Source organism: Fodinibius sp., from assembly GCF_041642155.1.
GTDB lineage: Bacteria > Bacteroidota > Rhodothermia > Balneolales > Balneolaceae > Fodinibius.
In genome coordinates this window covers 1-7,296 of record NZ_JBEPWZ010000142.1, presented here as the reverse complement: position 1 = coordinate 7,296, position 7,296 = coordinate 1, and the positions used below count along the sequence as shown (strand labels likewise).

Below are 7,296 nucleotides of genomic sequence, written 5' to 3'. Positions count from 1 at the left end.
TGCGGTGGTCCTGCCGAGGGAGATATACCAGCAGATGGGCGCTAATCGCTGGAGCCACTGGGGCCATGAAAATACGTACGGGGGACGCGTGGACTACCCACTGCACAGAACGCTTTCGGGGATCCAGCAATCGCTGCTGGAACAGCTGCTCAACCCGGTCCGCCTGGCCCGAATCCGCGATACGGAAGTGAAGTTTGGCCCGGAAAGCACGATTACCATTCCTGATCTGATGGGGCAGTTAACAGATGCGATCTGGAGGGAGGTTTCCACTTCTCCGGGCAGTAATATAGGAAGCAACCGGAGGGACCTGCAGCGCGCGTACCTGGATGCGACGGCGCAGCTGCTTACGGATGCCCCCGAAGGCACGCCCGCCGATGCGCGATCGGTTGCCCGGCGCCAGCTAACGAGCTTACATCAGCTGCTGGAGAACCGTTTACGTCCCCCCACCCATGATTTCAATGAGTACACGCGGGCCCACCTGGAGGAGTCCAGTGCCCGCATCGAAGCAGCCCTCGAGGCGGGTTTACAGCTTAAAAACTAATAGAAGTTATTAAGTTTTGGGTGTTAAGGTGAAAAGATGAGGAATGTGATATCCTGTAAACAACCTGCGAAGTTGAATGTGGAATGATTCTTTCGCCATAATTGGAGCCGCGATATTGAATTTTAGCCAATACTTCAGGAAAAGAAACCAAATAACGAATAACCAGTAACGGTTATACTATCTGTTAAATACCTACTAAAGCGTTGGTTTGCAGTTTTGCTGCAGTATTTGCACCGCGTGGGCGAAATCGGGCGGCAGGGCGGAATCGAATTCCACCATTTCGCCGGTTGTGGGATGCTCGAATCCCAGCGTTTTAGCGTGCAGGCACTGTCCGTTCAGGGTGGACATCAGGTTCCTGAACATCTGCTTGCGGCTTCCGGTATTGGGACCATATCGAACGGAATCGCCGCCGTATTTTTGATCGCCGAGCACCCAGTGACGCTCATGAGCAAAGTGCACGCGGATCTGGTGGGTGCGTCCCGTTTCGAGTTTGGCTTCTACAAGGGTGAGATGATCGTAATACTCCAGCACCTTGTAATGCGTGACCGCATGTTTTCCTTTGCCGTCGGGGACGACCGCCATCTTTTTGCGGTCATTCCGGCTGCGGCCGATATCGCCGGTGATGGTGCCTTCCTTCTGGTCCGGCGTACCCCAGATAATGGCCCAGTAGGTGCGCTCAATATCTTTGGTTCTGAAATACTCGCTGAGCGTTCGATGGGTTTCGTCATTTTTGGCCACGACCAGGATGCCGCTGGTGCCTTTGTCGATCCGGTGCACGATGCCCGGCCGGATGCTGTCGGAATCGGGATCGGAGAGCTCCTCGGTATGCCACATCAGTCCGTTGACCAGCGTCCCGGTCCAGTTGCCATAGGCCGGGTGTACCACCACGCCCGCCTCTTTGTTCACAATGAGGAGGTCGTCGTCTTCGTACACGATATCCAGGTCCATTTTCTCGGCTTTGGCTTCCGGCGGCTTGGGGATGGGAAGGTGGATGTCGATCTGGTCGCCGGGCTCCATGTTGTAGGACGATTTTTCAACTTCCCCGTTGACGGTAACATATCCCCCTTCAATGGCTTTTTGGACTTTCGTTCGCGAGACGTTCTGGATAAAGGATGTGATATATTTATCCAGCCGCGTGCCCGACGTGTGTCCCGGGGGCACGGTAAAATGATACTCTTTAAACTTCTGCTCCTGTTCCTGTTTTTGCTGGTCGCTCATGCGCTTTACTATCAGAGATTTGAGTGAATGAAGCTAACGTTATAAACTTTTTTAAATTTTTTTGTAAGGATTGGCCCGCAGTTGACTCTTACTTATGACTCTTCATTAAGAGAGAGACATGTTGAGCGCAAAAAACGGGCTCCTGCTTCGGCAGGAGTCCTTTTTTGTTTTGACCTGTCAGGATAACGGGAGCCGGTTGCCTCCATTTCCACTCCGCCATGCCCATAATCAAAATTTCTTTGTGAATAATTCAGGTATATAGGTGTCTGCTGTTACCAGGCTAAAAATCTTCCTCTTCATACCGGCGGGCCAGCCGCTCTTCGTTGATCCGTTCCAGCTCACCCAGCCGGCTGGGGTCTAAAGCAGCCAGGCTCATTTCGCGTTTGCCCAGCGCTCCCCGGCAGCGGGCCACATTCCAGCCGGCCCAGGCCATCGCGCCCCGGGCTTTGGAGGCCGCACAGTAGGTCGACAGGATAACGTTATCCGCGCTGAGACGCTTGGTTTTTTTAAAAAATTCGCCGGTCCACAGCTCGCCGTTGACATCCGGTGAGAAGGCGTCGTGGAAAATATAGTCGGCATGTACCTGATCGGGATTAAAATCGTCGAAGAGGCCGTAAAAAAGGTGAACCCTGACAGTGTCGAGAAGGTTCACATGATTCATCCCGCGAGAGAGGTTTTGGAAGAGATCCGTAACCAGGTCCACGCTCCCGGGGTGATCGAGATGATCCCTGAAATTGAAGCCGGCGGCCGTACCCGGACGCAGCGGAAATGCTTCGACGGAGTAGTAATCGATGCTCGCGGTTGCCTTTTTACTGAGATAGTCATCCAGCAGCAGCATGAGATTGAGCCCCGTCCCGAAGCCCACTTCGAGGATCGTCAGGGAATCCGTTTTGCCCAGCTCCCCTGCCAGCCCGTTCTGCTCGAAAAACAGGTACCGGCTTTCGGATACCGCCCCGTTGGGGTTGTGATAATGCTGGTCAAACTGCGGTGAATAGACCGTATGCGAGCCGTCGCGGGTTTCGACGAGCCGGTTGCCACTGTTGGAATTGTCAGACATGGCCTGGATACTGAATAGCTGCTAAGGATTATCGATCAGGGCATAAAAACCGGCAACAGATTTTGCTGTCCGGTCACGGGGAAGATATTAAAAATCCGGACAAGTTTTTAAGAGAAGGCGAAGGCAGCATATTCAGTTGAATAGTCTGACTCTTTAACTCATGTTCGAGTTTTTCCAACTCATTTTCGACATCTTCCAGCTTTTCCAAATGTTTCAGCTCTTTTAACTGTTTCAGATTTTGCAGTTCCTTCAGGTCGATCACAAAGTCTTCGGAAACGGAAGGTTCCCCGGGAGGTTGGGCTATATCCAGCTCTACTTGCTGATGGTCAAGTTCGGGGGTCGGGATGGAAAGTTGGGAGGGGGTAAGAAGATAGACGCCAAGGGCCGTGAAAATACATCCGGCAATAATGATTTCCCATGTGGTATTTGGGCTTTTCATAGGACTGACTCGATTTTATTCAGTGGAATTGTTATAACGCTTGTATCACAGGTATACGACGGTAATTTTCTAAATGTTACAAAATAAGTTCATGAACTTCGCTTAAAATAACTATTTTAACAGCCCGCAGTAGTTGTGAGTCCAAATGACAACAAATTTATGAATGCAGATATCCTCAAGGAGCGAGCACAGCAATACCAGGAAGAGATGGTGGCAATCCGCCGTCACTTGCACCGGCACCCGGAATTAAGTTACCAGGAAAAAGAGACAACCAACTTCATTATTCAGAAGCTGGAGGAGCTGGGCATCCCGGTCGATCGTCCCCTCGAAACGGGCTGTGTAGGCATTCTGGAGGGAGATCAGTCTTCTGACCAGGTGATTGCGCTCCGGGCCGATATCGATGCGCTGCCTATCACGGAGACAGGCGAGCACAAGCGGGAATTCCTTTCGGAAAACGAGGGCGTGGCGCACTGCTGCGGACATGATGGCCACACGGCGAACCTGTTGGGTGCGGCTCATATCCTCTCGGATGCTGATGTGCGGGAGGAGATAAAAGGGACGGTGCTGCTCATTTTTCAACCCGGGGAGGAAACACTGCCCGGCGGGGGACGCCTGCTCTGTGAGACGGGCTACCTGCAGGAGAAGGGGGTGGATGTCATTTTCGGGCTGCACACCAACCCCAACCTGTCCCCCGGCCAGATAGGCCTGCGTAAAGGTCCCCTGATGGCGCGGCCGGATGAGTTTGAAATCGAGATTATTGGTCAGGGGGGGCACGCGGCCTCGCCCCACGAGGCGATAGACCCGGTTGTAATGGCGGCACAGGTCGTGGAGCAACTGCAGACGATTGTGAGCCGCAGCGTCAATCCCACGGACCACGCCGTGGTGACGGTGGGTAAAATTTCCGGGGGATCCGCGTATAACATTATCCCGGAGAAAGTGGAGATGCTGGGGACGGTCCGGACCTTCAGCGCGGAGACGGCCGACCTGATCAAGCGGCGGATGGAAAGCATTGTAAAAGGAGTGACCGAGGCCGGCGGGGGCGACTATACGTTTGCCTTTAATTACGGCTACCCGGCCGTGCAAAACAGCGACTGGGCCACGGATATTGTGATCGATACGGCCAGTGAGCTGCTGGGCGCCGAAAATGTGGAACAGATGGAGGTCCCCATCATGGCCGGCGAAGACTTTGCGTTTTACCAGCAGCATTTCCCGGGGGTGTTCTTTTTCCTGGGAAGCGGCGGGGAAGAAAGCGGTTCCGTATATCCCTGGCATCACCCGAAATACAATATTGACGAAGCCTGTTTTACCAGCGGGGCCGCATTGATGGCCTCCCTTGTTTTTCAGCCGCTTCCCTCATCGTAATGTTTCTTGCTCATTACCGGTTATTTGGTGTTGTGCCTATCAATTATTAGATAGATAAAGGGGTCAAGAGGCTAAAGTCAAGGGTCACTTTCCCTTGGGAAGCCTTTCCAAACCGTTCTTTTGGTCAATGTCGGCGTTATCGGTCGGTTGAAATTCTCACATATAGGCAATATCCTGCGATTCCAACCTCCCTCTGGCCTTGACCTTTCCCGATGCTTCGGGACTGGTTTTTCAAAGGCTTCTTTGGATGAGATTCGATCTTCCTTTCATATTCCCGGGTTAAAACATTATAAAGCAAGCTATGGCCCGAACTTTTTGGGGACCCGGGGGACATTGATTCCCGCAGCGTCTTTCTTATGCAAAGGTTGCCTGGTTCCGGTCGCCGTCGGCAACCGAAAGGGTGTTGAAGGGCATCTGATCCTGTATTATCATTATACCAAAGAGCTGGATTACTATTCTATGCTTAGTTTGTAAATATCAACCAACCGCTGGAGCCATGGAATCACCCTCTTTTTGGGAGCAGGATATTTTTGCCCGCTCTGGCCCGTATGATCTGGTGATCGTGGGAGCGGGTATCGTGGGACTCTCATCCGCCCTGTTTTATAAGCGGGACCATCCTGAAGCGGAGGTGGCGGTTCTTGAGCGGGGAGCGCGTCCGCTGGGTGCCAGTACCCGCAACGCGGGCTTTGCCTGCGTGGGCTCAGTCGGAGAGCATCGGGCGGACCTGCGAAAAGAATCCGAAGCTGTGGTCAGGCAGCGCATCAAGCGTCGCTACCGGGGACTCCGACTCTTAAAAGAAACACTGGGACGGGAGCCGATCGGCTATGAGCATTGCGGGGGATATGAGCTGTTCAGATCAGGGGAGCAGTTCGAGCGGGCGGCAGCGGACCTGGACCGGTTTAATCGCTGGATGGAGGAGCTGCTGGGGGAAGCGTCGGTATATGAAAGACGGGAGCTGGAAGGATACCCGGTGATCTATAACCGGCTGGAGGGGGCGCTGCATCCCGGCAAAATGATGCGGCAACTGATCAGGGCGGTGACCGGATCCGGCGTGGAAATCAGGTGGAGCAGTCCGGTGGAAGAGGTGAGCCCGGAGGGGACGGTCAGGGTAGCCGGCGCCCCCGCAGTGGCGGCATCGCAGGTGCTGCTGGCCGTTAACGGTTTTTCGCGTCGCCTGCTGCCGTCTATCAACATAAAGCCGGCACGGGGACTGGTACTGGTTACGGATGAGCAGGATTATTTGCCGTGGCAAGGCACATTTCATCACGACCGGGGGTATGTCTATTTCCGGAATATCGGCGATCGCCTGCTGATCGGCGGTGCACGCAACCTGGCGTTTGATGAAGAGGAGACGGACCGGTTTGGAGTGAATGATCAAATCAGGAATTACCTGGTGAATTTCGTCTCAGACGTATTGCTTCTGCCCGACGGATGGAGCGTGGACCACCAGTGGTCGGGCATCATGGGGTTCACGGAAAGCAAGACGCCGGTTGTGCAGCAGCTTGATGAATATCGGTACGTGGCGGGGGGACTCAGTGGCATGGGGATTGCCATCGGCATGGAAGTGGGACGGAGCGCCGCGAAAATGATAGGCGGCAGCGGCTGACCGCTGCGTCTTTTGATAGCCCGTAACAGGCGGTGAAAAGTCCCCTTCCTTTTTGTAAACTACGGGTGTAATTTTCTCTTTCACTTAGCCTGCATGTTATGATCAGCCGAAAAAACTTTTTAAAATTCACTGCCCTCGGGGGACTCCTGCCTGCAACTCACTGGTCGTCTCCCTTATCCCCGTCTTCCGGCAGGCCGGATCCGAACAGGCCGCTGGTGATCTCGACCTGGAGTCACGGCATACCGGCGAACGAGGAAGCCTGGGATATTTTAATGAATAAAGGAAGCGCACTGGATGCGGTTGAGGCTGGTGTGCGAATCCCCGAGGCCGATCCGGACGTACGTACGGTCGGCTACGGCGGTTATCCCGATCGTGACGGGTTCGTCACCCTCGATGCCTGCATCATGGATGAGCGGGAACAGTGCGGTTCCGTGGCGGCATTACAGCACATAAAGCACCCCATTTCGGTTGCACGAAAAGTAAAAGAGGAGTCCCCGCACGTGATGCTGGTGGGCGAGGGAGCGCTTCAGTTTGCAGTGGACCAGGGCTTTGAAAAAGAGGATCTGCTTACGGAGGCTTCGCGGAAGGATTGGGAGGCGTGGAAAGAAGACGCCGACTACCGGCCGGAGATTAATATTGAAAATCACGACACCATCGGGATGCTGGCCCTGGATAGCAGCGGCAACCTGTCGGGCGCATGCACCACCAGCGGGGCCGCCTGGAAGATGCACGGACGCGTGGGTGATTCGCCGCTCATCGGGGCCGGACTGTTTGTGGACAACGAAGTGGGGGCCGCTGCGGCAACAGGGCTGGGAGAAGAAGTCATCCGAACGTGCGGCAGCCACCTGGTGGTGGAACAGATGCGACGGGGCGATGATCCGGAGACCGCCTGTAAAAAAGCGGTGCAGCGCATCGTGGAAAAGAATGAGTCGGTGGATGATATCCAGGTGGGCTTTATTGCCGTCGACAAGCAGGGAAGGTTCGGGGGCTACAGCATTCAGAAAGGATTTAACTTTGCGGTCTGTAAATCCGGTCAAAACCAGCTGGTGGATGCTCCGTTTACAGCACCGGGC

General features: G+C 54.4%; 7 protein-coding genes. 4 read left to right on the top strand and 3 right to left on the bottom strand.

What is annotated here, in order from left to right:
• A partial coding sequence (locus ACESLU_RS09255) for a zinc-dependent metalloprotease (RefSeq protein WP_372638282.1) occupies positions 1 to 541 on the top strand: 541 nt, incomplete at its 5' end.
• Between the two features lie 195 nt (positions 542 to 736).
• Here the strand turns inward: ACESLU_RS09255 and ACESLU_RS09250 are convergent.
• From ACESLU_RS09250 to ACESLU_RS09240, 3 genes are all read right to left on the bottom strand, one after another.
• Positions 737 to 1,759 carry an RluA family pseudouridine synthase gene (locus ACESLU_RS09250; RefSeq protein ID WP_372638279.1) on the bottom strand — a complete coding sequence of 341 codons (1,023 nt, stop codon included), beginning with the start codon at positions 1,757 to 1,759 and terminating at the stop codon, positions 737 to 739.
• A 280-nt stretch (positions 1,760 to 2,039) separates the two neighbouring features.
• Positions 2,040 to 2,816 (bottom strand): tRNA (5-methylaminomethyl-2-thiouridine)(34)-methyltransferase MnmD, encoded by a 777-nt coding sequence (gene mnmD, locus ACESLU_RS09245; RefSeq protein WP_372638276.1) that lies wholly within the window; start codon positions 2,814 to 2,816, stop codon positions 2,040 to 2,042.
• 73 nt (positions 2,817 to 2,889) lie between these two features.
• Complete coding sequence (locus ACESLU_RS09240; RefSeq protein WP_372638273.1) at positions 2,890 to 3,255, bottom strand: hypothetical protein; 366 nt, start codon at positions 3,253 to 3,255, stop codon at positions 2,890 to 2,892.
• 159 nt (positions 3,256 to 3,414) lie between these two features.
• Here ACESLU_RS09240 and ACESLU_RS09235 point away from each other — a divergent pair, with 159 nt between their 5' ends.
• The 3 genes from ACESLU_RS09235 to ACESLU_RS09225 form a co-directional block, all read left to right on the top strand.
• Positions 3,415 to 4,617 (top strand): M20 family metallopeptidase, encoded by a 1,203-nt coding sequence (locus ACESLU_RS09235; protein ID WP_372638270.1) that lies wholly within the window; start codon positions 3,415 to 3,417, stop codon positions 4,615 to 4,617.
• Between the two features lie 496 nt (positions 4,618 to 5,113).
• The gene (locus ACESLU_RS09230; protein WP_372638268.1) at positions 5,114 to 6,223 is read left to right on the top strand and encodes an NAD(P)/FAD-dependent oxidoreductase; all 1,110 of its coding nucleotides are present in this window, start codon (positions 5,114 to 5,116) and stop codon (positions 6,221 to 6,223) included.
• A gap of 98 nt (positions 6,224 to 6,321) precedes the next feature.
• Positions 6,322 to 7,296 (top strand): isoaspartyl peptidase/L-asparaginase family protein (locus ACESLU_RS09225; RefSeq protein ID WP_372638265.1); only part of this gene is annotated, 975 nt, incomplete at its 3' end.

Excerpts from the sequence above, each read along its gene's own strand:
- ACESLU_RS09250 (WP_372638279.1), bottom strand. The coding sequence starts at position 1,759 with ATGAGCGACCAGCAAAAACAGGAACAGGAGCAGAAGTTTAAAGAGTAT.
- mnmD (WP_372638276.1), bottom strand. The coding sequence starts at position 2,816 with ATGTCTGACAATTCCAACAGTGGCAACCGGCTCGTCGAAACCCGCGAC.
- ACESLU_RS09240 (WP_372638273.1), bottom strand. The coding sequence starts at position 3,255 with ATGAAAAGCCCAAATACCACATGGGAAATCATTATTGCCGGATGTATT.
- ACESLU_RS09235 (WP_372638270.1), top strand. The coding sequence starts at position 3,415 with ATGAATGCAGATATCCTCAAGGAGCGAGCACAGCAATACCAGGAAGAG.
- ACESLU_RS09230 (WP_372638268.1), top strand. The coding sequence starts at position 5,114 with ATGGAATCACCCTCTTTTTGGGAGCAGGATATTTTTGCCCGCTCTGGC.